Annotated in this window: 1 protein-coding gene; it reads right to left on the bottom strand. The window is 37.7% G+C overall.

Annotation, left to right across the window (positions count from 1 at the left end; all coding sequences use genetic code 11):
- Positions 1–113: 113 nt before the first annotated feature.
- On the bottom strand, positions 114–1,598 hold the full coding sequence (locus EZ444_RS27005) for an IS1182 family transposase (RefSeq protein WP_131612999.1): 1,485 nt from the start codon (positions 1,596–1,598) through the stop codon (positions 114–116).
- Positions 1,599–1,738 lie beyond the last annotated feature (140 nt).

Genomic DNA, 1,738 nt, shown 5'->3' with positions numbered 1-1,738 from the left:
ACTATAGTTACTGTTGCACAACATTAATTCCGTGATAGATATTATAGGCTCCAAAGTACAGGATATTTCATTTCATAATGGTTATTCGGCCTTTTTACTTTTCAGATTAAAGGTTAGCTCCAAAACACGCCATTAATGCGTAATATGTCCTTCATAAAGGTATTCAAATCATGCCAGTAGCTATTGACATTATATTCGTGGACTTTTATCGCCACTGCTGCATTTTTTTTAAGTTTTACAGCATTTGCTTTTACAAGCTTTTTTATATTGTATGCCACAGCAGCCATAATCATACATTTATTTGCGAGTTTTATTCCTTTGGTATTTACCTTGCTCATCGCGTTGAAATTCACAAGTGAACCTATCACCGGCTCCACTGTGCTTGATCTTAAGTGCTTCATTTTTTTTGCTTTTCTGGTTTGCATCCGTAGATGCATCTGATTGAATAGCTCCTTGGAAATGGAATCTTCCATGGTTTTGTATCCAGCGGGATTTGCGCATCTTTCTTTTAATGGGCATTCCCTGCAGTCTTTAACGCTTGTTTTGTAGAGCTTATAAGTATTGCCTGAATCAGTTCTAAACTTCTTAAAGGGAAGATATTTGCCCTGGGAACAGATATAACGGTCATTTTTATTATCATAAGTAAACCCCTCCCGTTGGGCTATGTATCCGGGGGCATTCGGTATATACCCTACAACCTCAATATTCTCTAATGCCTGCAAGGCAGTTGCACTGCTATATCCTCCATCGGCAAGAACTTCTTTTATCTCCAGAGAATTATCTTTTAGGTTTTCTATGGTGTTTATCAATACTTCTTTCAGGCATTGACTATCCGCTTTGTCCGCACGAAATGCTTGTATATGAGTGATCACGTGGTTTTCTGTATCAACACAGACCTGGCCAAGATAGTTTAGCTTAGTAGCTTTGCCCGGCTTTACTGACATCCGGGAATCAGGATCAGTAGGACTTACATGGGTTTTGTTGGTACCTTTGGTAAGTTTCTTTTTTGGCTTTTTACCATCAGGCGGCAACTCTTTAAAAGCGGGAGCCGGATCAATAATTTCTTCCTTTATATTGGTGTTTAGCTCTTTAGTATAAGCGGAAGCATCCAGCAGAATTTCTCTTTTAACCAGGGCTTCCATAGAGGCATTCGCCTTGACAAATACACTATCCACCGCCTGTCTTTTGCCTGATACAAGACCCTTATCTACACACTGCGTTAATATCTGTTTGAAAATTGAAATAAATTGCTCTTCCCCGTAAAGCTGACGGGTACGACTAAGGGTAGAATGCCAGGGAAGTTCCTCATCTAAATCATACCCAATAAAGTAAAGAATATCCATTCGCATACGTGAGGTAGTGATGATGCGACGGTCGCTATTCAGGTTTTCCAAATAACCTACCAGCATCAACTTCATAAAAACTACAGGATCGATGCTCTTCTGACCTTCTTTGCCATAATATTTGACTGTAGACTGATATAAATAACTAAAGTCTAATAATCCCTTAAGCTGTCTGTAAAAATTATCCTGTGGAACATAATCCGAAAGTTGAAATCGGATAAACAGTTTTTCCTGATAGTCTTTTTTGCCTTGCATGTTATAAAAATAACAATTAATATATTCATTTACAATTATTTATGAAAATACTTAGGAATGATTTTCGCAATCAAAACGTAGTAGTTAGACATCATTGAATTTTGGTTGGAAGACTATGAGTTGTGCAACAGTAACTATAG

The organism is Pedobacter hiemivivus (genome assembly GCF_004331685.1).
Classification (GTDB): domain Bacteria; phylum Bacteroidota; class Bacteroidia; order Sphingobacteriales; family Sphingobacteriaceae; genus Pedobacter; species Pedobacter hiemivivus.
The sequence above is the reverse complement of the archived record's forward strand: the minus strand, read 5'-3'. Positions and strand labels throughout refer to the sequence as shown.

What these genes read in the sequence shown, in the direction of transcription:
- EZ444_RS27005 (WP_131612999.1), bottom strand. Translation starts at nt 1,598, where the DNA reads ATGCAAGGCAAAAAAGACTATCAGGAAAAACTGTTTATCCGATTTCAA.